Annotated in this window: 21 protein-coding genes and 1 pseudogene; 11 read left to right on the top strand and 11 right to left on the bottom strand. The window is 40.8% G+C overall.

The window, feature by feature from the left end; all coding sequences use genetic code 11:
- Positions 1-344: 344 nt before the first annotated feature.
- Together FBB35_RS29875 and FBB35_RS29870 are read right to left on the bottom strand one after the other, a co-directional pair.
- Positions 345-854 carry a transposase gene (locus tag FBB35_RS29875; protein WP_254625599.1) on the bottom strand — a complete coding sequence of 170 codons (510 nt, stop codon included), beginning with the start codon at positions 852-854 and terminating at the stop codon, positions 345-347.
- A gap of 36 nt (positions 855-890) precedes the next feature.
- Positions 891-1,199, bottom strand: coding sequence for a transposase (locus FBB35_RS29870; RefSeq protein ID WP_174710258.1), 309 nt, complete (start codon positions 1,197-1,199; stop codon positions 891-893).
- Positions 1,200-1,601: 402 nt separating this feature from the next.
- Between FBB35_RS29870 and FBB35_RS29865 the strand changes: the two genes are divergently transcribed.
- Positions 1,602-2,150 (top strand): CAP domain-containing protein, encoded by a 549-nt coding sequence (locus tag FBB35_RS29865; RefSeq protein WP_174712648.1) that lies wholly within the window; start codon positions 1,602-1,604, stop codon positions 2,148-2,150.
- A gap of 88 nt (positions 2,151-2,238) precedes the next feature.
- The gene (locus FBB35_RS29860) at positions 2,239-2,868 is read left to right on the top strand and encodes a ribonuclease H-like domain-containing protein (protein ID WP_174712647.1); all 630 of its coding nucleotides are present in this window, start codon (positions 2,239-2,241) and stop codon (positions 2,866-2,868) included.
- A gap of 512 nt (positions 2,869-3,380) precedes the next feature.
- Here FBB35_RS29860 and FBB35_RS29855 read toward each other — a convergent pair.
- A pseudogene (locus FBB35_RS29855) lies at positions 3,381-3,821 on the bottom strand (rhodanese-like domain-containing protein); the annotation flags it as partial.
- A gap of 306 nt (positions 3,822-4,127) precedes the next feature.
- On the bottom strand, positions 4,128-6,506 hold the full coding sequence (locus tag FBB35_RS29850) for an NACHT domain-containing NTPase (protein WP_174712645.1): 2,379 nt from the start codon (positions 6,504-6,506) through the stop codon (positions 4,128-4,130).
- Positions 6,507-7,030: 524 nt separating this feature from the next.
- On the opposite strand from FBB35_RS29850, the gene FBB35_RS29845 reads away from it, so the two are divergent.
- Positions 7,031-7,750 (top strand): response regulator transcription factor, encoded by a 720-nt coding sequence (locus tag FBB35_RS29845; RefSeq protein ID WP_174712644.1) that lies wholly within the window; start codon positions 7,031-7,033, stop codon positions 7,748-7,750.
- A 325-nt stretch (positions 7,751-8,075) separates the two neighbouring features.
- On the opposite strand, the gene pdxA is transcribed toward FBB35_RS29845, so the two are convergent.
- Positions 8,076-9,167, bottom strand: a complete 1,092-nt coding sequence (gene pdxA, locus FBB35_RS29840) for a 4-hydroxythreonine-4-phosphate dehydrogenase PdxA (RefSeq protein WP_174712643.1) — start codon at positions 9,165-9,167, stop codon at positions 8,076-8,078.
- Between the two features lie 207 nt (positions 9,168-9,374).
- On the opposite strand from pdxA, the gene FBB35_RS29835 reads away from it, so the two are divergent.
- The 6 genes from FBB35_RS29835 (at position 9,375) to FBB35_RS29810 (ending at position 14,151) form a co-directional block, all read left to right on the top strand.
- Positions 9,375-9,479 (top strand): PetM family cytochrome b6-f complex subunit 7, encoded by a 105-nt coding sequence (locus tag FBB35_RS29835; RefSeq protein WP_012410508.1) that lies wholly within the window; start codon positions 9,375-9,377, stop codon positions 9,477-9,479.
- A 246-nt stretch (positions 9,480-9,725) separates the two neighbouring features.
- Complete coding sequence (locus tag FBB35_RS29830; RefSeq protein ID WP_174712642.1) at positions 9,726-10,724, top strand: SDR family oxidoreductase; 999 nt, start codon at positions 9,726-9,728, stop codon at positions 10,722-10,724.
- 130 nt (positions 10,725-10,854) lie between these two features.
- Positions 10,855-11,772 (top strand): NAD(+) kinase, encoded by a 918-nt coding sequence (locus FBB35_RS29825; protein ID WP_174712641.1) that lies wholly within the window; start codon positions 10,855-10,857, stop codon positions 11,770-11,772.
- 325 nt (positions 11,773-12,097) lie between these two features.
- Entirely contained in the window at positions 12,098-12,784 is a 687-nt protein-coding gene (nblR, locus tag FBB35_RS29820) for a response regulator transcription factor NblR (RefSeq protein WP_174712640.1), read from the top strand.
- 163 nt (positions 12,785-12,947) lie between these two features.
- Positions 12,948-13,454, top strand: a complete 507-nt coding sequence (locus FBB35_RS29815; RefSeq protein WP_174712639.1) for a DUF192 domain-containing protein — start codon at positions 12,948-12,950, stop codon at positions 13,452-13,454.
- Positions 13,455-13,923: 469 nt separating this feature from the next.
- On the top strand, positions 13,924-14,151 hold the full coding sequence (locus FBB35_RS29810; RefSeq protein WP_174712638.1) for a DUF2949 domain-containing protein: 228 nt from the start codon (positions 13,924-13,926) through the stop codon (positions 14,149-14,151).
- 339 nt (positions 14,152-14,490) lie between these two features.
- Here the strand turns inward: FBB35_RS29810 and FBB35_RS29805 are convergent, their stop codons facing one another.
- From FBB35_RS29805 to leuS, 3 genes are all read right to left on the bottom strand, one after another.
- Positions 14,491-15,645, bottom strand: coding sequence for an alanine--glyoxylate aminotransferase family protein (locus FBB35_RS29805; protein WP_174712637.1), 1,155 nt, complete (start codon positions 15,643-15,645; stop codon positions 14,491-14,493).
- A gap of 1,236 nt (positions 15,646-16,881) precedes the next feature.
- On the bottom strand, positions 16,882-17,109 hold the full coding sequence (locus tag FBB35_RS29800; protein ID WP_174712636.1) for a DUF5615 family PIN-like protein: 228 nt from the start codon (positions 17,107-17,109) through the stop codon (positions 16,882-16,884).
- 48 nt (positions 17,110-17,157) lie between these two features.
- Positions 17,158-19,773 carry a leucine--tRNA ligase gene (leuS, locus tag FBB35_RS29795; protein WP_174712635.1) on the bottom strand — a complete coding sequence of 872 codons (2,616 nt, stop codon included), beginning with the start codon at positions 19,771-19,773 and terminating at the stop codon, positions 17,158-17,160.
- A gap of 169 nt (positions 19,774-19,942) precedes the next feature.
- On the opposite strand from leuS, the gene FBB35_RS29790 reads away from it, so the two are divergent.
- Complete coding sequence (locus tag FBB35_RS29790) at positions 19,943-20,386, top strand: gamma-glutamylcyclotransferase (protein ID WP_174712634.1); 444 nt, start codon at positions 19,943-19,945, stop codon at positions 20,384-20,386.
- A gap of 5 nt (positions 20,387-20,391) precedes the next feature.
- Here the strand turns inward: FBB35_RS29790 and FBB35_RS29785 are convergent, their stop codons facing one another.
- From FBB35_RS29785 to FBB35_RS29775, 3 genes are all read right to left on the bottom strand, one after another.
- A complete protein-coding gene (locus FBB35_RS29785) occupies positions 20,392-21,006 on the bottom strand; it encodes an anti-sigma factor (protein ID WP_174712633.1) in 615 nt (204 codons plus the stop codon).
- A gap of 157 nt (positions 21,007-21,163) precedes the next feature.
- On the bottom strand, positions 21,164-21,820 hold the full coding sequence (locus tag FBB35_RS29780) for a sigma-70 family RNA polymerase sigma factor (RefSeq protein WP_114082966.1): 657 nt from the start codon (positions 21,818-21,820) through the stop codon (positions 21,164-21,166).
- Between the two features lie 369 nt (positions 21,821-22,189).
- Entirely contained in the window at positions 22,190-22,342 is a 153-nt protein-coding gene (locus tag FBB35_RS29775) for a hypothetical protein (protein WP_167306191.1), read from the bottom strand.
- Positions 22,343-22,615: 273 nt separating this feature from the next.
- Between FBB35_RS29775 and FBB35_RS29770 the strand changes: the two genes are divergently transcribed.
- Positions 22,616-23,584, top strand: coding sequence for a L,D-transpeptidase family protein (locus FBB35_RS29770; RefSeq protein ID WP_174712632.1), 969 nt, complete (start codon positions 22,616-22,618; stop codon positions 23,582-23,584).
- Position 23,585: the final 1 nt, after the last annotated feature.

Raw genomic sequence — 23,585 nt, 5'->3', positions numbered from 1 at the left:
GAATACAGACTTAACAAGAGCAACCCCTTACCTACTAGCGTTGGGGAGTAAGATTCAAAACCTCTCTCATAAAAGTTTTCTCAAATTCCCCAGACTGAAGTCTGGGGAAAAAGCTTGTTCTAAATTAGGACTTACGCGAAAAGGCAGTGAAAGCCTTGATTTACCTAGGGGCAATACTCTGTGGGAAACCACTTTGCATCTATATGAATGCCCCGACATTTCATACCTAATCTGTAAGTCTTATATAGCAGTTATCGTTTGAATGCAATACAGTTTAACCTCTCTCCTAAAAGTAGAGAGGCTTTGAGTCTTACTCCCCTTCCCTTATAGAACCCATTTGACATCTAAGAAGAGGCTGCAAGCCTCTGAAGCATTAGCCGAATGAAACAAAGATTAACCTTGGCAGTTGCATTATCTAGAGTTCTCTCAAAGTTCTTAACGAGAATTTTGCATCTCTCAATCCAAGCATTTGACCGTTCAATTACCCACCTCGCGGCAACCGGAACAAACCCAGATTTCCCTAATTCTTTGTTTTGTTGTTTTGATGGTTTTGCCGAAAGTTCAAACCTGATTTTCGTCATCATTTGGGGATAAACTTTTTCTAGCTCCTCCCTCAAATACTCAGGGTGATAACCGTGGTCTAGCAGAATGGTGATTTTGGGAATATTGACGGGTTTTGACTGGAAATAATCAATGTTTTTAGTCAACATCTCAATCAAACCCCTATCATCAGATACATTTGCTTTAGTGCAATGAGTAAAGAAGGGAAACCCCAGGGTATCAACGGCTAGATGTCTTTTAATGCCATTTGTCGAGAAAGTAGAAACAATACCCTTTCGATGTAATACTCGCATTACAGGTGTTTTTCACCGCTTGAGAGTCGATAATTATCAGCGTCGTCCACTTAGCTTTTTTTTTACCTGTTCACGCACTCGTCCATGTAAAACTCTCATCAATTCTTCTATCACTCCTTTGGCCCGCCACTGCTTGTAATGCCAATATACAGTCGAGTAGGGGGGCAAGTCCTTGGGTAAGTCTTCCCAATTGCAGCCATTCTTTAGTTGATAGAAGATGCCATCTAAGAGTTCTCTTTTTGTCCAGTTGGCGGGTCTAGTCTGTTTCTTAGCAGGCAATATAGTCGGCAGTAGGGGTTCGAGAATTTCCCATTCTTCGTCTGTTAGGCTGCTAGAGTACGGCATGGCTGCTGGATATGGCTTTTGCCGTCACTCTACTTCAATACAGTAAAAGATGTCAAATGGGTTCTATAGGGAAGGGGCTGGGGGTTAGGTCTATATTGCACTCAATTAAGAACCGCTATAAATTAAATGTTGAATTATGTAGTATTTAATAGACAAATGTAATTGAAACTACATTATTTTTTAGTAATTCATGAAAATCTTAAATTCTCAGCAAAAATAACCGTTATTTGATGAAGATGAACTATTGAAATATTGACAATTGGAAATGATTTTTTCTATTTCTTATAAAGGATGTAGCCAGATTGCCGAAATTCATCAATCCTTAATAGTATCGTGGTATATATCGTTGGAACAATAAGGTAGAGTAGAAGTCTTATATCTCTACACATCACGCAATTCTCCATGTTCCGACAAACTGCTTTTGGCATCGCTTTAAGTGCGCTTGTCCTTGCTAGTGGATTAACGACTGTTCCGATACCAAATCATCCTTCTACGAATACATCCACCCGTAATAAGCTGTTGTCGCTTTTTTCCAGTCAGGTTGCAATATCGACTCCTACTTTTAAAACTACTGAGCTAGAAAAATCAGTTTTTGAGCAAATTAATCGATATCGGGCTGCTAAAGGACTGCCAAAGTTGACCCTGAATGCAAATATTACTCGACAGGCAAGAATTCATAGTCAGAATATGGCTAAGGGTAAAACCCCATTTAGCCATCAGGGATTTGAAGGGCGAGTCAAAGCTATCCCTATTCGGTACAACAGTGCGGCGGAAAATGTTGCTTTTAACCGGGGATATAGCAACCCCGTAGAGGAAGCTGTTACTGGTTGGATCAACAGTCCCGGACATCTAAAGAATCTGAAAGGAAATTACAACCTGACTGGAATTGGCGTTGCTACTAATAATCAAGGCGAAGTCTACCTGACACAAATCTTTTTTCGCACTAGGTAGATTTAATTTATGATTTTTTGCACAATAATAATGTAGTGTCTGACAAGACTTGTATCTGTTGGACACTGCTATTATTTTTGAACAATTCATGACATTACAAGATTTTCAGGTAAGCGATCGCGATCTCAGTGACGCAGCCCTTGGACAATATTTAGAATCGACAGCGATCGCAGTTGACACAGAAACGATGGGATTATTGCCACAGCGCGATCGCTTGTGTCTTGTCCAGCTGTGCAACCTAGAAGGGAAAGTCACTGTAATTCGCATAGCCAAAGGACAAACTGAGGCCCCAAATTTAAAAAAACTCTTCGAAGCGGCCAATGTTGTAAAAGTGTTTCACTTTGCTCGCTTTGACATTGCCACTTTGCGGGCCAATCTGGGGATTCAGGTTAGCCCTGTTTTTTGCACCAAAATTGCTAGTAAGTTAGCCCGTACTTACACAAATCGCCACGGACTCAAAGATGTGGTGCAAGAGTTAGAAAAAGTAGAACTAGATAAAAGCTCTCAAAGTTCTGATTGGGGTAACGCCATTAGTTTGTCTGAAGCTCAACTTAGTTATGCTGCCAATGATGTGCGTTACTTGCTTAGTGTGCAGCAGAAGTTAACAGAAATGCTCAAACGAGAAGAACGTTGGGAAATTGCTCAAAAATGTTTTGAATTTTTGCCAACGATAGTTTCTTTAGATTTATTGCAATTTAAGGATTTATTTGAACATTAAACCAAACACTAAATCTATTTCAAAATAGTATATTGGGTATTGCAAGAGAGATTTTAATTTTTCCTTGTGAGTGTAATTCATGGAGTCTCTTGCAAAATTTGTTGATGCTGTCCTCCAGCATTAAAAGTCAAAATATTCTGTATTTAGACTTGTGAATTGTGACTTTTCTGCTCCTAGAAAATCAAGATTAGACCTCTTGGAAAATTCTCTAACACCCCACCTGTAGCCTCTCCCTGTAAGCACACAGGAGAGACTTTGATGTAACTCAAAGCTATAGTGGGGTTTTTATTCTTGATTTCTGCAAGAGGTCTATCGCTAATTTTCTCAGTTATTTTTGCCTAAGAACCGACATTGGAATCATCTCTGTCTTTAGATTCACTAATGCCTTCTTTAAGGTTGCTAGCTCCCTCTTGAATACCTTCTTTGAGATTACTAGCTCCTTCTTGAATGCTGTCTTTGAGGTTACTAGCTCCTTTCTTGATGGCTTCCGTCGCGCTAGTACCTCCCTTTGGCTGATTTTGTTCGTGATTCTTTAGCCGATCTACGATATTGTAGTCGTCTGCACCTGCGGGAGTTTTTGATTCAACAATCCCTTCTGTTGGGCCACCAATAGCCTTCCATCCAGCAAGACCACCTATAAGTTGAGAAACATGCTCAAATCCATTAGAACGCAGTTGTTGCGCGGCTTGGGAAGTTTCTTCTTCATTAGCACCGTAAACGTAAATATCACGACTCTTATCCAAAGAAGGTACTGCACGCTCTACCAATTCATCTATTGGCATAGGCATTGCTCCCATAATGTGACCTTGATTGAAGGTGTTGCGATCGCGTACATCCAGTATTGTAAAAGCTGGTTCGCCCCATTCTAAACGAGACTTTAGGACATGAGCATCAGATTGTCCTTGTATTGGTGGTTGTGGGGGAATGATGCCGCCTACTAAATTGTTAACCATAGGTATTCCTTACTGACGATATTAATAGTAATTTAACGGAGTCAATATATTTAATTACTCTTTCTATAGGCTGAATCTATTCAAAATCTCTCTTGAGATAGAGTAGCTAATTAAAATATTTTCTACCATTTAACCCATTGCAAATATATTCAAATTGGACTATTAACAGATATTTTTGTTTATATTAATTTTAATAAAATAGTTAAATTTTATATTTGGGATATTTACCTATTTAAATAAATTTAAAACAATAGACTTTATTCTATTTTATTAAGTATCCTATCCAAGTCTAAAAATTAAAATTATTCAGCGAATATTAGAGGAATTACGTAGCTTTTCAATATCTGCGATCGCTAATAATAATGTTTCTTCAATCTCTTGCCGCACTATTGGAGTGACATCAGCCGCAATATTGAGGCAATCTACCAGAAGTTTATTACTATAATAATATTTTCGGAGCAATTCTTTTTGCTGTTCGCTGAACTGCCAATCATAACCAATATGGCGATACTTAATTAGCATATCTCTTAATTGTTCACCCCAAATTTTACTTTTAGCTTTCCACCAGTCCCTAAACTGCTCTGGATTACTATCTATTTTTGGTAGTTGTTTCTTGAGTTGTTGCAGCACTTGCTTAAATTTAAGATCAACAACAACCTCAATAGCTTTATCAAAGGCAATAACAAGGGCATGAGCATGATCGAGGGCATCATTGATAGTATGCTCAAAAGCAAAGTCAAGATCGTGAATACAGGCAACAGTACTGAATAGAAACTCATCTAATACAAGCTCTGCATTAAAGGTGATATTACCTACAAGAGCGCACTCAAGGTCATAACCATAGGTATAGACAAAAGCATGATGTCTACTGCAAATGCAAGAGCTTCGCTCAACGCGAACGAGGTAAAAAGCACGAATACCTGCTGCTTTGTGACTACTAGAAACTGAACTAGATTTTTGATGCAGCCAGGTTAAAAAATACTGTAATCTTTCATCATCAGCCAATAGAAAATCAACTTTTTGTTTCATTAGCTGCAATATTTCATTAGCATTTGGTAACATACTAATAGTTAGTAAAAATACCTGCCGCCAGCGCTTTTCAGTTAGATGATTTACGAGATTGTTACAATCATAGTCTTGGTAATTTTCAACAATTTTTCGAGCCGTGAAATACTCTTGAAATGTCAGATGAGAAAAAGAGTAAATTCCCCGTGCCCTTTCCACCAATAACCCATTTTGTACCTCAATTGCTTTTAGCAGTGCTTCATTATCTAGCTGGCATTGAGTTACATCGGAGTTAAGATTTTGTATGGGTTCAAGATAGTCAGCAATAAGTTGCAGGATATTTTCTTGCTCAAAAAAGTATTTTTTTTGCTCAAAAGTGATAGCTGCAAGTTGAAAAAGCAGTTTTTTCTTACTTGCTAGAGTTAACTTATAAGCAACGCGATCGCGTTTAATTCCTCTGACTTCATCCCATCTGACCAACAAAATATTCAGTGCTTGCTCATATAACTTTGCTGGATTTACGGGAAATTGATTTTTTACTTGGAACACTAAGCAAATCAAATGCAGCAGTAAGGGAGTGACCGCCAATTCTCGGATATGCTGATTTTCTGGTAGATGAAGCTGATTAATAAATAAATTTCCTATTGCTTCCCCATCTTCTTTGGACTTAAGAGCAACTCCAACAAACCAATTTTTCGCAAAAACTTCTATTTGTCCTTGGTCAAAGTCTTCTAACTCAACTTCAGTAAATCCCTGAAATCTATATTTTTGGGAAGCAATCCGACAGCTAATAACAAACTTATTTTTGTAAAAAGTTTGGGTAATTCTCCGAATTTCGATTGTTAATTGTTCTGCCTTTTCTGCTGGCACTTCATCTAATCCATCTAGCAAAATCAGCAGTTTTCCTTCTGTCAGCAGAGTTTTAGTTGATTCTTTTTCAACACCGCAATTGAGAAAATCTTGAATGATGTAGTTTAATAGATTGAATTCACTATCATTTTTGACATCTTCAGCAAATTCTTTCATCCTAATAAAAGTTGCGATGCGGTTTGGCTGAAAATCGCCTTTGTTACACTCAATCGCTAGATATTGTAAAAATATAGTTTTACCTGATCCTGGTTTACCCAGCACCATCAGTTTTGAGTGCCTTAATACTGCTTCCAACCCTGGTGATCTTCTCTGACGGTTGTATCCTCCAAGTTGATTAAAGCCTGATTCAGATTTCAAGTCTTTCAACAGGTCAGAAATTTCTTGCCATTGCAGGCTTACTATCTCCTCCAAGACATTAGTATTGGTGTAAATATCTATCAGTTGGACTGTCTGGGAAATGTCCAACATTTGCAGAGTGTTGCACTGGTCTTGGATTTTCTCTTGGCGCTTTTGACGCACTTCCTGCACCAGTGTATCGAGGTCAGTACCTTTGATTTGTGTCTTAGTTGTTACCTCAAATGCCACATTTTCACGTAAACCAGCAACCTTTTGCCAAGACAACCCTAGCTGTTGGCAAATTTGCACAAAACAAGATCGGGAAACTGACTCACCTGCAAAAAATTTGGAAACTGGTTGACGTGTAATGCCTAAAGCTATTGCTAATTTATGCTGACTCCAAGTTTTGTCTGTTAAAGCTGTTTTTGCTGCCCTTATACCTTCTGGTGATGCTCTCAGTCCTTGGCTTGTCATAGTCTCAGGCTGAAATTTGTAGTATAGTATATGCTTAAAAGGGTAGCTACATGTAAATGCACGTAGAGTGAATTTTCGTAGTCTCTCTTCAGGAGCAGATACTAGTTAGGTTCAAGTGGGATTGGGTAGAATCTAAATTGGCTCATGGCTTAGTTTGTGAGCCTTTAAATCAATCAGGGAGTACATTGCTTTTCCAAAGTTGTAGGAAACTGCCGTAGCGTCTGGTGTCTCTCTAGACTATTTTTGATTATAAAAATTGTCTTACATTAGACTTATCTTAAGTATTAAAGTCAATAACTATACAATGTAAATTCAAAATTATACAGAAATCATACAAAAATCATACAATTTATCAGCATTACGGTGGCTGAAGTTTTCATAAACTTCATGGAAAATTAATTGTATACAAGTACTACAGTAGCGATCGTACTCAGCAGAGACGCGCGTGAATCCACTCTCAACAGAAACACGTACAGCAAAACTGGCACAACAGCGAATCGCCCAATCTACTAATAGGCAGCATTATGGTTATGATTACCGCTACTACTCCTAAAATTCTGATTGTTGATGACGACTTCGGCGTGAGAAATCTCGTTCATCGTTTTTTGAGTCGGAAATATCAAATAGAGGCAGCAGCAGATGGTAAGACTGCCTTATCGATGTTTGAGCAATTCAACCCAGCTTTAGTAATTCTGGATTGGAATTTGCCGGATGTTAATGGTTATAGCCTTTGTCAAGAAATGCAGAGTCGTACTAATGTTTTAGTGCTGATACTGACTAGTAGGACTGATGAGGCTGATAAGATTAAAATCTTGAGTGCAGGTGCTGATGATTTCATGACTAAACCATTTAGTCTTGCAGAAGTAGAAGTTAGAATAGAAGCTCTTTTGAGGCGGATACGCTACATCAACCCTTCACCAACACAACGGATCATTTTCAAGCAGCTAGTAATTAACCCAGAGGGACGGGAGGTAATATTAAACGATAAACTTCTCGCTTTAACAGCACTGGAATTTAATATTTTACATTTTTTGGCAAGTCATCCTAATCAGGCTTGGAGTCGCCCACAGTTAATCCAAAAAATCTGGGGTTGCGACTACGTAGGAGATGGCCGGGTGGTTGATGTACATATTGGTCAGCTTCGCAAGAAGATGGAAGTCGATCCTAGCGTACCAGAGTTTATTAAAACTGTGCGGGGCTATGGTTACAAGTTTGAAGCACCCGACGAAAATACTACTTCCTGAGCTTTGCGATTTCAGGAGTAGTTTATAACAAAGAATGACTCATCTGAGTCAGCATTAGTCTTATTGTTTACTTAAATACTTTTACTGAGGCTTGACCGTATAACTTGCGTTAGTTTGGGGCGTTGATACAAACTGATTTGGTGATTTCGTGTCTGCTCAAGAATTACCATCTTAAACTCGGTCAAGTCTGGCTGTTATTGAGCTTTTGCTCTTCTATCTCGCAGAGAATCAAGCCACTCATCAAAAATATTTTTTCATCTACTGTCAGATAATTCCTAATTTCTCTTGGTTGCACTTCCATGATTCTTATAAATCATGAAATAATTCATAGTTTTCTCACCGCCAACTTTTGACTAACCAATTCAGCCGCTAAATGTATCGCTGCTTTCATACTCGTAGCATCAGCAATTCCCTTACCTGCAATATCAAACGCTGTTCCATGATCTGGTGAAGTCCGAACGAAGGGAAGACCAATAGAAGTATTAACTGCCCGATCAAATGCCATCAACTTCACAGGAATTAAGCCTTGGTCGTGATAAAGTGCCAAATAAGCATCAGCAGGATTTTTTACTACAGAATTTCCATACCAAGCTTGCCCAGGTTTAACCCACATCGTATCTGGCGGTATCGGCCCATCTAGCTGTAATTGTGGTCTACTTTGCCGCTCTTGCTCCAACCAGGGAATTAGCCAATCTTGTTCTTCATGTCCGAGTTGTCCCTGTTCGCCACTGTGGGGATTTAAACCTGCGATCGCAATTCTCCCATTTTCTATGCCGAAATCTTTCTCCAAACACTCCACCAGCAAATCCAATTTCTGTGTCAACAACTGCGGTGTCAATGTATCTGCTACTTGACGTAGGGGAATATGTGTAGTGGCAAGTATTGCGCGGAGTGTCCAATTAGTATAGGGCGATCGCGCCACAAATAACATCCCAAAACGGTCAACACCTGACTTGTGCGCCAAAAGTTCTGTTTGCCCTGGATAATTATATCCTGCGGCTTTCCAAGCAGATTTAGCGATCGGCCCTGTGACAATAGCATCAAATTTACCAGCGAGTGTTTGTGCGATCGCACATTCCATATAGGCAAAACTAGCCGCACCACTAGCCGCATTACCTATTCCTGGAATAATTCGACCTTTAATTTCTCTATCCAATTGCACATCACAAACAGACAACTCTTCTGGATTTGCCAAAGGTTCTAAATTCTCGATTAAATTCGATTTGTGATAAGTCTGTGCCAGCAAATCCCCATTACCCACAACTGTTACGTCGTATTTTTTACTAATTTCCGGTTCTGCTAAAGCTTTTAAAATCACCTCCGGCCCAATACCTGCCGGATCTCCCAGTGTCAGCGCCAAACGTGGGCGATTCTTTTTGCTAAAATTCACTAAATCACCTTGATTATTTTGATACATAAAATTTATTCATAATTATTATCATTAAAATTTTCCCCATTCCCCTCATCTCCCGCTCTCCAGTAGGGATTGCCCCCCAAACCAGTAGGGATTACTTGCTAAACTAGTTTAAAATTATTTACACAGGTCTAATCCTACGGCAACTATTGAAAAGCTTCTGCTAGACCTAGTTTACACACACTAATTTGCATAAGGAGAATCACACCAATGGGCGGCGAAATTTTGAATGCAGCTATATTGTCCTTCGGTTTAATCTTCGTGGGCTGGGGCTTAGGCGCATTGTTACTGAAAATTCAAGGCGGAGAAGAATAACTTCTACGGTAATTGACTATTGAGAGGGAAGAGGTTTTCCTATGCCTTGAAAAGTTCTGTTCGCCCCAAGCTGGCGTTCATACTTTTAGCTAACTGGGAAAAAAGCTTGTCCGTTTACCGGACAGCAATTTTCCCATGAATTTTTCCATAACAAACGATTTTCTTAGAAAAGATGTAAACTTTTGTTTACATAGGTTATTCTGATAACATTCTTTTCATAAAACATTAAAATTTATTACAAACCTCATGACATTATTAATCGTCGGTGCCACTGGCACCTTAGGAAGACAAGTGGCTCGTCGTGCAATCGATGAGGGATATAAAGTACGCTGTCTCGTGCGGAGTAGTAAAAAAGCAGCTTTTCTTAAAGAATGGGGTGCTGAACTTGTACCAGGAAATTTGCGTTACCCCGATACCTTAGCGGAAGCTTTAGTTGGTGTAACCCAAGTGATTGATGCGTCAACATCTCGCCCTACAGATTCACTGAGTATCAAACAAGTTGACTGGGAGGGCAAAGTAGCATTAATTCAAGCAGCAAAAGCAGCTGGTGTAGAACGTTTTATTTTCTTTTCAATTTTGGATGCTGATAAATACCCAGAAGTACCGCTAATGGAAATTAAGCGTTGTACAGAACTATTCTTAGCTGAGTCAGGCTTGAATTATACCATCTTGCGGCTAGCTGGTTTTATGCAAGGGTTAATCGGTCAATATGGGATTCCCATTTTGGAAGGACAGCCAGTTTGGGTGACAGGTAATTCTTCTCCCATTGCCTATATGGATACTCAGGACATTGCTAAGTTTGCAATCCGTGCATTGAGTGTGCCCGAAACGGAAAACCAAGCTTTTCCTGTAGTTGGTACTCGTGCATGGAGTGCAGAAGAAATTATAAACTTATGCGAACGCTTATCTGGAAAAGATGCCAGAGTAACGCGGATGCCGATAAGCGTACTGCGTGCTGTACGGGGCTTAATGCGCTCTTTTCAGTGGGGATGGAATGTAGCCGACAGGCTAGCGTTTACAGAAGTATTGGCTAGTGGTAAACAGCTAAATGCTTTAATGGATGAAGTATACACAGTTTTTGGCTTAGATCCACAACAAACCACAACCCTAGAAAGCTATCTCCAAGAGTACTTCAGCCGAATTATGAAGAAGCTCAAAGAGGTAGACTATCAGAAAAATAAAAATAAAAAGCAAAAACCTAAAAAAACTCCTTTTAAACAGTCTTCAAAAGCCAATAGTCAATAGTCATTACAAAACACACATTAGTCATAAAACTCTAGACTCTGGATATCTGATTCTAGATTAATGACTACATGACCAAAAATGTGTAAGGATTACATAATACAAAGCATCGCCTAAAATTGGATATTTGAGTGTGCCGAAAGCAGGCATTATCTACAATGACGTTAAACCGATAGCGGGTCGTGTCGCTATCGAGTTGAAAGACAAGCTAACCGCAGCCGGTTGGGATGTGTGTATCACATCAAGTATCGGTGGAATATTGGGCTACTCTAATCCAGATAGTCCTGTATGCCACACCCCCATTGACGGTCTAACGCCCCCTGGTTTTGACTCAGATATGGAGTTTGCAGTGGTGTTAGGGGGAGACGGCACTGTTTTAGCAGCGTCTCGTCAAGTAGCCCCCTGTGGTATTCCACTATTAACAGTGAATACCGGTCACATGGGATTTTTGACAGAAACTTTTCTGAATCAATTGCCCCAAGCACTAGAACAGGCAATAAATGGTGAGTATGAAATTGAAGAACGAGCCATGCTCACCGTCAAAGTATTTCGGGGAGATGCAGTACTGTGGGAAGCTCTCTGCTTAAATGAAATGGTACTGCACCGAGAACCTTTGACCTCTATGTGCCATTTTGAAATTGCCATAGGTCGTCATGCACCAGTAGATATCGCGGCGGATGGTGTGATTGTTTCTACGCCTACTGGTTCTACAGCTTACTCATTGAGTGCTGGTGGCCCAGTAGTGACTCCTGGTGTACCTGTTTTACAGCTAGTACCCATTTGTCCCCATTCTCTAGCTTCTAGAGCATTGGTATTTCCAGATACTGAATCGGTCAACATTTATCCAGTCAATATTCCTCGGCTAGTGATGGTGGTGGATGGGAATGGAGGGTGTTATGTCCTACCAGAAGATAGAGTATATATGGAGCGATCGCAATATAGTGTCCGATTTATTCGCCTACAACCGCCTGAGTTTTTCCGAATTTTACGAGAAAAATTAGGTTGGGGTTTACCACATATTGCCAAACCAACTTCAGTGGAATTGCCGTAGGGATTGGGAATTGGGCATGGGGCATTGGGCATTGTTAAAGAAGCGAGTCAGCAAACAGAATATTCTTTCCTTCTGCTCCCATTCCCCATTCCCCATTCCCTAATTTCCTTCCAGAATTACTGGTATAAGGATGGTATTTGGATGTAGTTATTAAGATTGCGTCAGAGAATTCAATGGCTGACACCTGAACGTGCTAAAAGATTCTTAGCAGCACGTCAAATCAGGATTGCTTCATCGTTAAAAACTCGTAATTGCACTTTATAACTGATGTAAAGATTTTCTCTGGAACATCTTTACAATCCCAAATCCAATATCCCAAATTGTTATGACAGTTGCTCCAAGTCCCTGTGTTTTGGTGATTGAAACCGATGAGAGCCTAGCAAATCACCTTGCTTGCGATTTGCAAGAAGCTGGCTATGAATCAATATTGGCTCATGATGCAACCAGTGGTTTGCAATACTGTCACGATCGCCAACCTGCTTTAATTGTTGTAGACCGGATGCTAGCAGGAGAATCAGGACTCTCATTGTGTAAAAATCTAAGAAGCACCGGTATGCGATCGCCTGTGTTGATTTTAATGGCAAGGGATACTGTCGACGATCGTGTAGCTTGTCTAGAAGCAGGAGCGGATGATTACATCCTCAAACCTTACCGCTCAGAAGACTTTTTGAAGTTAATTCGCCTCTACTTAAAACCCGATGTGGATACCACGGAGCAATTACGCTTTGGGGATCTTATTTTAGACATCGCAAGTCGCCGTGCTATCCACGGCGGTCGGGCAATTGACTTGACAATGAAAGAGTTTGAACTATTAAAATTCTTAATGGAACATCCTCGTGAGGTGTTAACCCGCGAACAAATTTTAGAAAATGTTTGGGGTTATGACTTTCTGGGTGAGTCGAATGTCATTGAAGTGTACATCCGCTACCTGCGCCTCAAAATTGAAGATGAAGGTCAAAAGCGCCTAATTCAGACAGTGCGAGGTGTAGGGTACGTTTTAAGAGAATCCTAGTAGAGATGGCGAAAGTTTTGCCTACCTTAGACAATGTGCTTAAGCCCATTGTCTAGTTAATTGAGCCTAAAAACGGCTGTGTATTACCAGACAAATAAAAACGTGAGCTTTCTAGCTTAAATTCTGTAAAATTGAAATCTAAATTACAAAATCAAAAATAATTATGAATCGTTGGCTAGGTTTATTCTCAATGTTGCTGAGTGTTTTGTTGATGGGCTGTTCTGTGCCAACAACGGCTAAACCTCCAACCCCCACGTTTGATTCTAAAACTCCAGCTCCAGCGAGTTTAGGTCAAAAACTACCGATTTCTGCCAAAGCCATTGTTCCTAATGGCACAACTATTCAGCTAGAAGTGGCGAAGACACCACAACAGCAACAAATGGGGTTGATGTATCGACCAGCTTTGCCAGATGACCGAGGAATGCTATTTGGGTTCGCTTCACCACAACCAGTTAGTTTCTGGATGAAAAATGTACCTGTAGCCTTGGATATGGTATTTTTACAGAACGGTATAGTTCAATATATCCAAGCTGCTGCACCTCCTTGTGCAAGTGAGCCTTGTCCTACTTATGGCCCCAACACACCAATCGATAAGGTAATTGAACTTCGCTCTGGAAGAGCTGCCGAATTGAAGTTGAAAGTGGGCGATATTGTCAAAATTGAGTTCTGATTAGCTACTTTTTGAGGATAAAGATTTGGATAGTTGCTCTGTTCAGACCGTATACTACCTAAATCTATGTTTTTTTTGTAAAAAATGTCACGTGTTGTAGCAAAAAGTCATCTGTAACGCTACTATTTAAAAACTGTGGTAATAATGTAAAATTCTACTGTCTTCAATCTGAAATCGCGAACTTGAGGTTTGGTTGCAAAAATATTCCCTTCGGCGTAAGTGTAAATAGTCGCCAATAAGAGAGTATAGGTTATGGAATCTTTGTTACTACTTGTGTAATTAAATAAAGTACACAAGTAAACAAGATGGAGTCATTGAATTAAGTAAAAATGCTGCTTGATAATTGAGCAGATGACAAGCCTCTCTTAAAGGCAAATCAAAAAAAACTGTGCTGGGGTGTATAGCCAATAACGGCACAGTGACAGATAAAATACTGGCTACTGGCTACCGAGCAATGGTGAACTGATATATGACAATACATTCTGCACAAGGAGGTGAGACTCAAATGTCACCATCAAAATATTCTCGACTGATTCATTTTTTGCAAGAAGATTTGGCAATTTCCACAGCATCGCTGGCGGTTGCACTTCGTCATCGGGAGCAAGACCCAGGCCCTTTGGCAATGATTCTTTGGCAGTATGGTTTGATTACTCTAGAACAGTTAGAACAAATTTATGATTGGCTGGAGACGGCATAATTTATGCAAATTTTGGGTTTTAGATTAAAAGTCTCTATCAAAAGGCTGTTACCGGAATCTCAAACAATACTATTTATGCAAATTCTGGATCATACTAAGTTGCCAAAGTTGGTATTGTTTGGTGTTAAAAAAGCTGTGTGACTGTCTCCGAAGCAAATAATACTATCTAGGGCAAGTTGGTCTCATTTAAGAGAATAAGAGTATGTCACATCAACTCTATCTTATACAAAGGTTGATATATAGGTTTATTAACTCTGGCGGTTTCTACTTATTTATATACAACAAATCAAAAGAGCGAGTTGATAATTTAACTCGCTCTTTTGATTTAGTGCTGAGTAATTAGGACTGACTAAATACTCTAACTGCTGCTGCTATACCAGATCCAGGGGTGAAATCTTCGTACCCAAGTTCCTTTAGGGTAACTTCTAAGGATGCTATACAGCTAAGGATATCGCGATCGCTCACAAAGCCCAAGTGACCAATGCGGAAAATCTTATTACTCAAATGGTCTTGACCACCTGCTAGGGCAATATCAAAGCGTTTTTTCATCAATGACCGAATCTTATCTGATTCAATTCCCTGTGGTGCTACAGCCGTAATTGCTGGACTAGCGGAATTATCTGCTGCAAACAGGGGTAAATTCAACCCTTGAATGGCGGCGCGGGTAGCATTCTTAAGCCGTTCGTGTCGAGCAAATATTGACTCCAAGCCTTCCTCTTTCATGATTCGCAACGTGGTGTGTAACGCTACGATCAAGTTTACGGGTGGAGTAAATGGAGTTGTATTTTTGGCGGTGGCTTTGCGATATTTGCCTAAGTCCAAATAATATTTCGGTAGCTTCGCAGTTTTGTAAGCTTCCCAAGCCTTGGGGCTGACAGAGACAAAACCCAATCCTGGGGGAATCATATAACCTTTTTGGGAACCGGAGGCGACGATATCCAAATCCCAAGCATCCACAGGTAGATTGAACGCACCCAAGCTAGTGACGGCATCAACGATAATTAAAGCTTCACCGTGTTCTTTGACGTGGCGGTTGATGGTTTCTAGGTCATTCAACACACCTGTTGAGGTTTCACTGTGGGTAATAATTACAGCTTTAATTTGCTTTTGAGTATCTGCTTGGAGTTTTTCGGCAAATACTGCGGGGTCTAAGGGTTTTCCCCATTCCACCTTAACTTCTTCTACATTCAAACCGTAGGCTTGGCCAACTTCTACCCAGCGTTCGCCAAATTTACCATTAGAGCCAACTAAAATGCGATCGCCTGGAGAGAGAAAATTAATTATTCCAGCTTCTACAGCACCCGTACCACTGACATTCAGTGTCAGCACATCACTTTGAGTTTGGTGCAACCACTTCAGATTTTCCGTCACCTCTGCCAAGATGTTGCTAAATTCACTGGTACGGTGTCCAATGGGATGCTTGGCTAATGCCAGTAAAGCAGCTTCTGGCACCGGCGTTGGGCCTGGAATCATTAGCATCAGCTTATCGTTCATGTGTCTATCCTAAAAGTCAAATAAAAGTCAAAATTGTGGGAAATTGGTTTAGTCTGGTAGCAAATTCTAGATATTCATCTACAAATCACACTCAGATCGCCACCAGTCTTGTTGTATATTTTCCAAATTCATAGGAAAAGTATCGTGGGAGTTAATGATCGGTCAGCTTGACCTTCGCAATTTCTACGAGACTCCAACTCAAATAAAACCTCTGTTCCAGGCAATCTTACCATACACTTAGACACCAGGTTAAGGCGTGTGCTAGTGGGGGAGTAGCTAAGGCTGAAGCGTCCATTTAAGCTCTCATAATTTTAGGTATAGATATTATAAATTCTTAAATCTTCCTCATCATCGGTCTCAGTTGTTTTGATAGAAATATGCGAAATCGATTTAAATATTGTGGAAATCGTCGGTGAAAAAGTTGTGTTTTGCTTCAACGAAGGAAGTAACCGCCTACACTATGCGGAAGAGTTAGATGTCATCGTTTGCTAAAAGATAAAAGATACCCAACCAAAAGTTTTCAATCTGCTTGGATAGCAAATTTGTTGTTTGGTTCTCATTCTCTAAAGGACACCTCTATCTATTGAGTAAGTGATGATTTATTGCAGTCTAAATCGCTTTCGTGCGGGTATATAAGCCATCTCAGGCTTACTTGATGGCGATTTTTCACTGATACTTTCCCGTTTATTTGCTGCCAAATTTGAGATATTTATGCTGCTAATTGCTGCACATTTTGAAACTTTACTCAGAGGTCGGCGATGCCTACGCCTACGCTAATCAACTATAAGTTTTTATACTATACTTACAAACTTGCTACAATTGTGCTTAGTTTCGTTAGTTACCATTCATGGTGAGTCGTTTTTAACTAGTGTTCAGTTCATAAACTGTCACTCACTAGATCCCCGGTTTTCTTGTAAAAGAGATATTCTTAGTTAGTGCAAGGAGTGATACCATTTCACCAAATGTTTGTCACAAGTTATCCCCCCAATACTCCCTGATAAAGGGGTGTTGCAGATTTCAAATGTTGCATCAAACAAGTGAGTTGGTATAAGCTTTTACGAGGAAGCGCTTGAGTGAGCAAAACTCTCAAGCGCTTTTTCGTGTACAAATTAAGACAGTTTAACTCTCTGAACGATAATATAGATGTTTTTAAATACACATATACCAGAGAAAGAAACTACTGTTACAATATTTTTTGCAACAGATTCTTGATGGTTTTAACATCTGTGAATTACATCAAAATCTTTTTAAGTGACTGGACTGTACCACACGAATTAGTTTTCCTTGCAACGCTTGCTCTGCTGTCACAGCCTCATCTATCCGTGATGCAAACTGTCCCCAATTACGATTGTTCGTACAAGCAATAATACCGAAGTGGTTAGAATCACGACGATGCAAACGGATAAAATCAACTCTGTTGATAGAAGTCTTGAGCAACTGGTGTAGCCTAGAGGGAATAGACATTTCAGGTTTTCAGTACATAAGTCTTAAGCATATCTCTTCCCTCTACTTTTAGCTGACTACAAAATTCACCAACTTTCCAGGCACTACAATTACCTTTTTAATCTCTTTGCCTTCGATGTAACGCTGGGCAATTTCTGATTCACGGGCGTATTTCTCCAACGCTGCTTTATCTGCCTGTGCTGGTACTTGAATCGCGCCGCGAGTTTTACCCATAACTTGAATCACCAAAGTGATTTCATCAGCTACCAAAGCCACAGGGTCAAATGATGGCCAAATTTGAGTGTGAATTGAATCACTTTCACCCAACAAATGCCACAATTCATCAGCAATATGTGGTGCAAAGGGTGCGAGTAACATCACCAAAGTCCGAATACCTTCTGCGTAAATTGGTGAATTTTTGTCGGCATCACTTAGGGCATTACTCAACTTCATCAATTCGGAAATAGCTGTGTTGAATTGATATTCGTCTTCCACGTCTTCTGTCACAGCTTGAATAGCTGTATGAATCGTCCGCCGCAATTCCTTTTCAGCTTTAGTTAAATCACATTGGGCTTGCTTACGGGATACCCCAGCCGTAATATAATCCGTCACCAAACGCCAAACCCGATTTAAAAAGCGGAATTGTCCTTCCACATCGGCTTCATCCCATTCCAAGTCTTTTTCTGGTGGCGCTTTGAACAAGATGAACATCCGCGCTGTGTCTATACCATATTTGGAAATTACATCTTCTGGCGCGACACCGTTGCCCTTTGATTTAGACATAGTGGCGTAGAGACGTTGCAAAGGTTCGCCTGTCTGAGGGTCGCGGGGGTCAGCAGAATTGACTAGATTAGAAGGAATCCATTTATCTTTACCGCCCTTATTGGGATTTAGGTAAGTTAAACCCTGTACCATCCCTTGAGTTAACAGACGTTGGAAAGGTTCATCAAAATTCAGTAACCCTCTGTCCCGGAGTACTTTAGTAAAGAACCGCGAATACAACAAATGTAAAATCGCGTGTTCAATCCCACCCACGTACTGATTCACTGGCATCCAGTCGTTTACTTTACTGGAATCGAAAACCTGTTGTTCATTTTTAGCGTCAGGGAAGCGCAAGAAATACCACGAGGAATCAATAAAAGTATCCATCGTGTCAGTTTCCCGCTTCGCTGGAGTGCCGCAAGTTGGACAAGTTACATTTACCCAGCTTTCCAACTGAGTTAAAGGTGAACCACCACGTCCAGTAAATTCCACCTCTTCTGGCAACTGGACTGGCAAATCTTTGTCAGGTACTGGCACTATCCCACAGTTGGGACAGTGAATTACAGGTATCGGTGCGCCCCAATAACGCTGCCGGGAAATTAACCAATCCCGCAAGCGATATTGCACCCGCACTTTACCAAAACCTTGTTTTTCGGCGTATTCAATTATGGCTTGTTTAGCATCTATGGAAGATATACCAGTAAAAGCCCCAGAATTAATTAAAATTCCTGGTTCAGTGTATGCCTGCTTATAGTCAACTTCGACAAGTTGTGTGACTCCATCAATCTCTGATGTTGGAGTTAATTCAAAATCTGCAACATCATCTGGGGAAGCGATAACAAAATTAATTGGTAAATCGTAATTTTTAGCAAACTTAAAATCTCGGACATCGTGTGCGGGTACACCCATTACTGCCCCAGTACCATACTCATACAGTACATAGTCAGCAATCCAAATAGGCACTTCTTCCCCTGTAAACGGGTTAATTGCCACCCCACCAGTGGGGATACCCCGCTTAGGTTTGTCTTCAGAAGTACGTTCCAACTCACTTTGATTAGAAACCTCTTTAATAAAGACTTCTACCGCCGCTTGTTGTTCTTTTGTGGTGACACTTTTTGTTAAGGGATGTTCTGGTGCTAATACTAAATAACTGACACCATAAACGGTATCTGGGCGCGTGGTATACACAGCGATTTTTTCATCTATCCCAACAATGGGAAATTCTAAATAAGCGCCTGTAGATTTACCAATCCAGTTTGCCTGCATCAACTTGACCCGTTCCGACCAACCTGTCAACTTATCCAAGTCATTGAGCAATTCTTCGGCGTAGTCGGTAATCTTAAAAAACCACTGCCGCAACAATTTGCGCTCAACTATTGCGCCACTGCGCCAGGAACGTCCTTCGTTATCAACTTGCTCATTTGCTAATACAGTTTGGTCAATGGGGTCCCAGTTTACGGCTGCTTCTTTTTGGTAAGCTAACCCTGCTTGCAAAAACTGCAAGAAAATCCATTGCGTCCACTTGTAATAATCTGGTGAACAAGTAGCTAGTTCACATTCCCAATCAATTGATAAACCAAGACGCTGCAATTGCTGCCGCATCTGGGCAATATTTTGATAAGTCCACTTTGCTGGCGGTACACCACGGTCAATAGCGGCATTTTCTGCTGGCAAGCCAAAGGCATCCCAACCCATTGGGTGTATTACCCGATACCCTTGCATTCGCTTGAGACGGGCAATCACGTCAGTAATAGTATAATTACGGACGTGACCCATGTGTAGGCTGCCCGATGGATAAGGGAACATGGATAAAGCGTAGAATTTTGGCTTGTTGCTAGCTGAAGGTGTTTTATCTAAGCCAAGTTCTAACCATGTTTTCTGCCATTTTTCCTCAATCGCTGCGGGGTTATATCGGGAATCCACCAAAAATTCTCCTAATGGGTCTGTCTAGGTTAACCTGTTATGTCAATCTCTTAGGTTAACCTATATTGTAAGTCAACTAATCACAGATTTATATAATTGAGCATCAGCCAAATTATGCCTGAACTGCTAGTGTTTCAGGTATGGCAACAGTCATTTGATAAAGGTTTAGATGGTTGAATTAAATATAAAATTTTCTGATTTGGTGCGGGTTTTTGTCTACGGCACACTCAAACCAGGTGAAGCTAACTATAAAAAATACTGTGCTGACAAAGTAGTTGATGTCAAAAGAGCTTTTGTAGAAGGTAAATTGTTTGCTCTGCCAATGGGCTACCCAGCAATGACGCTGGGAAATAGCAAAGTTTACGGATATTTACTTTCTTTTCCCAACTCAAGAATTTTAAATGAGCTAGATGTGCTGGAAAATTACCAGCCCACTAGACAATCAGCAGAAAACCTCTATAATCGGCAAATTATCGAGGTTTATGAACCACAGTCGCTCTCTTATAGTTGGGCTTGGGTTTATTTGATGACTCTAGAGCGAGTTGATCAATTAGGAGGATTCTTCCAACCTGATGGTTGGTGGAGTGGCTGTAGTTTAACCGTGAATTGTTAATCCAATTAATTTATGTCCTGTTTAGAGTCGCGGCTTTGCGGTTGTACCGGATAGATTGGATTTTTTGGAGAAGCTACTGCTGCTTTAGGAATTTCAATTACCGGATTATTTAGTCCCACCATCAGAGGAGAAGGTGGAATTATAGACGCTGAGGACGTTTGAATCGGCTCTTTTTGTGGTCGTTGCGCCAGTTGCGGCACATTCAAACTACCAGGTACTAAGCTAGATACTGCACCGATTACACAAGCAGCAACGGCTGTACCTCCCGCCATCCAGTTTAAACGGGAACGTCGGCGCAAACGTGTAAATACTTGCTGAACTGTTGCTTCTGATGACTCTTGGGCTGTGGGCACTGGGAGAGTCCGCAAGCCTTGGCGCAGCTTTAACAGTCGGGCATACAAACATTGAACCGAGGCATCATTTGCCAGCCATTCTTCTACTTGTTTGCGTTCAGGGGCTGTGACTTCACCATCGAGGTAAGCACTCAATAACTCGAAGCGATCGCGCTTCACCATATCCATAAGACCCGTTGATTCATTGGTATGCTTGGCCATTCCATCTGACAAATCTTGAGGAAGTTGCAAAGAAGAACAGTCGTAAAACTGAGAATCAGTAGTCATCTTAACATTATTACCAATTCATACACGGGTAAACTGGGCGGGAATTTCGGGAAAATTAGCCATTTTTCCTTCTTAGGACGGAAGCAATCTACGTCTTTGGTGTAATTCTTAATCTATGCTTAAATTCTGTCATTGGGCAGAGGCAAGATACTGTAAATTAGGAGTCTAGATAATTCTGCAAGTGAGCTTGCAGCCTCGATCTAGCTCTGGCTATTCTTGACTTCACAGTTCCTAAAGAAACTCCAGTGATTTCAGCAATTTCTTCATAAGCCATGCCCTCGATTTCTCTCAGGACAATGGTAGTACGAAAGACTTCTGGTAAATCCGCGATCGCTTCCCGTAATTGCTCGTAAAATTCTCTAGTTGTCAGTTCTTCTTCAGGGCCGGGAGTATCACCAGCGATTTCCCAATCCATCTCACCATCCTCTAACGAACGCGGAGCATCCAGTGATAAAGGGCTAACAACCCGCTTGCGTTTCCGTAACTCATCGTAAAACAAGTTGGTGGCAATGCGGCTTAACCAGCCCCGAAATTTAGCAGGCTCTTGTAATCGGTTAATATTCCGATACACTCGAATCCAAACTTCTTGAGCTAAATCGGCTCTGTCAGACCAATCTGGAGCTAGGTGGTAGAGAACTCTATCAACTTGACTTTGATAGCGGCGTAATAGTTCTGAAAACGCAACACGATCTGGCCGCAGTCCGGCTTGACAGCGCAAAATTAAATCGTGGTTAGGGAGTTTGTCAACTTGCACTGATGCTTCTGGATACTTTGCATCAACCGTTGACCAGGATACAGTAATCGACTGACTCATAGATCGTACTGGCTCTAAATCATCCCTATCTATTAGACCTGCTAATGGGACAGAAGTTCCATGTTAAGGTGACGGATTTATGACTGGAACACGGAGGCAGACAATTTTGGATACATTTATGGCAATAAGGTGAACCACTTTTTCCTTATACTGCTTGCATAGTTGCCCTTACAACCATCAACTCAAAAAAGCGCAGCAACATGCACATTTTAGTACTTTTAGCAACTGGGTATATACGCTTGATAAAAATAATTAAATCTGGTTATTAAGGATGAAGAGAAAAATTTTGTAATTTTACCTTCTTGATACCTTTAAAATTCAGGTAATAATTTCTGGGAGTTGGGTTTCTGTGGTTACTATAATGGTGATTTATTTTTTTGATTTTGTTACCAGAATAGTTGCTGATTGTTCTAGTTGTGACCCGTAGATAGCACCAGAGTTATGTTGCTCTGGTACACGAACTTGAAAAAATAAATTGAGGGAAAATGTAATTGTGACTGCTAGCAATAGTTTTTCAAACATGGTTTTTCTCCCACCGACACCACTAATCATTGATTGCTACATTGCAAAAGTTCCGCCAGAAAGTCTAAGTATTGGCTTACAACCCCCAGAACTTTGGAGGAATGAGGTTGGTCACTTGAAGTTTTGCTGCTGGGACAATTTGCATAGTCTTAGTTTGCCCAGAGGTGTTGGCAGATTTATAACGGAAATGATAAGTATTGATAAATTTTTGATAATCGGATGATGAAAACATCCAATTTCTCGGCTGGATATGTCAGGGATAAACAATAGGCGATGGCAATGGTAAGAAACGAATCTGTAGGGCGGATGGTAATGTTGCTCTGTTTTGGCACAGCATTTTTATCTTTAGCTGTCCATTGGCGCATTACTACGGCACAACGGCAGTTTGATAAGTCTGCATCTACTTCGATGCGGCGAGATTCTACCCTAACCAATCCCAAGGGAAGCCGCTCAGAGGGAGTCTACAAGAATCTGTCACAAGTGAGCTTAGGGGAAATTGCGCTGGGTGCATCTGTGCCACCTGATGAAGTTGCCCAAGGCTCAAGTGTTCAGAGGGCGGTTACACCAAAGTCCTCTGCTATTAAGCCTCGAAATAAGTCGAAAATAATTAAGAAGAATGTAGCTAAAGCAACGACTCGCAAGGCTTCTACACCAAAATCTTCTACTATTAAGCCTCAAACTCAGCCGAAAACGATTAGAAATAATGTAGCTCAAGCAACTGAACTACCAATTAAGATGCAGCTGGTGGCGCAAGCAGAAAGACAAAATCCAGTTGCGGATAGTTGGCCAAAAGGTTTATGGTCTAAGGCTTCAGCCCAACAAGCACCATCCGCATCTGATAGGCTAGCAGATGGCAAGACGCAAGTGGTGGTTGATTTAAGCGATCGCCGCACTTACGTATACGCAGGAGATGAGGTAATAGCTAGCTACCCAATCGCTGTAGGTAAGAAAGGTTGGGAAACGCCCACAGGTTCTTTCCAGGTGATCCACATGCGACACTATCCAATCTGGCGACACCCAATTACAGGCAAAGTATTTCAGGCTGGTACGGATAGTCCCTTGGGAGATAGATGGATTGGTTTTTGGTCAGATGGACGCAATGAAATTGGCTTTCATGGTACGCCGGACATTGACCTGGTAGGAACGGCTGTATCCCACGGTTGTTTAAGAATGCGTAATTCTGATGTCAGAATGCTTTATGAGCAAGTGAGTATCGGGACAACAGTACTAGTACGTAATTAAT

The sequence above is a fragment of the Nostoc sp. TCL240-02 genome (assembly GCF_013343235.1).
Classification (GTDB): Bacteria; Cyanobacteriota; Cyanobacteriia; order Cyanobacteriales; family Nostocaceae; genus Nostoc.
Note: the sequence above shows the minus strand (reverse complement) of the source record. Positions and strands in the feature narration are given on the sequence as shown.